Here is a 974-nt window from a genome sequence, read left to right on the forward strand (position 1 = left end):
CCCCATGTCGACGTGCGCGGCCACCAGCGCCCCGGCTTCACGGTGCTCGAAGTGCACGACAACGGCCTGGGCCTGGCGGCGCACCAGCTGCCCAAGCTCTTCACCATGTTCCAGCGCTTCCACGACCACGTGGAGGGCTCGGGCGTGGGCCTCTACATGGTGCAGCGCATGGTGGAGAATGCCGGCGGCCGCATCGAGGTGCACTCCCAGCTCGGGGCCGGCACCACCTTCTTCGTACACCTGCCCCACGCCGACGGCAGCCGGAGATAAGAAACTGGCTAGCGTTGTTTAGAATGGTCAACAGCTTCTTAGCAGCTTCGCCGCCACGCCTAGGCCGAGGGCCGCAATAAAAAACCGCCGGGTGCGTAAGGGTCAGCGCGGGGCGGCGTCTGGCCCGGCAAATAACCCGGGTATTCCTAACTCCCTTTGCGCCATGCCTCGTTCGCTCCGTCCGCTTTCGCTGCTGCTCGTTGCCGGGCTGGCCGCCTGCTCCAAAGCCCCCGATACCGGCGAAATCCCGCCCGCGCCCACACCCGGCCCGGCCCTCTACCGCGTCACCTTCGAGGCCACTTGGAGCGCGGGCACCCACGCCAACTTTCCGGCCGGCGCGCACTTCTCCAACGTCATCGGGGCCTCGCACCGGGCCGATGGACTGCTGTTCCGGCCCGGCCAAGCAGCCAGCCTCGGCATTAAGGACATGGCCGAGCGGGGCAACAACACCGCCCTGCGCGCCGAGCTGGCCGCTCTGCAAAGCACCGGCGCCGCCTTCCGCACCCTCGAAGCGCCCTACCTCTACTCGCCCGGCCAAGTATCCGACACCATTCGCCTCGACGCTTCCCACCCGCACCTGAGCCTCGTCACGATGATTGCGCCCAGTCCCGACTGGTTTGTGGCCCTCGAAGCCGAAAACCTACTCGACGCCACCGGCCAGTGGGTGGCCCAGCGCCGCGTGCCCGCCCGCGCCTACGACGCCG

At 68.2% G+C, this 974-nt stretch carries 2 protein-coding genes; both read left to right on the top strand.

The window, feature by feature from the left end; translation table 11 throughout:
* A partial coding sequence (locus tag ACYVDE_RS24265; protein WP_460504091.1) for an ATP-binding protein occupies positions 1-270 on the top strand: 270 nt, incomplete at its 5' end.
* Between the two features lie 163 nt (positions 271-433).
* A partial coding sequence (locus ACYVDE_RS24270; RefSeq protein ID WP_460504092.1) for a spondin domain-containing protein occupies positions 434-974 on the top strand: 541 nt, incomplete at its 3' end.

The sequence above is a fragment of the Hymenobacter agri genome (assembly GCF_054778495.1).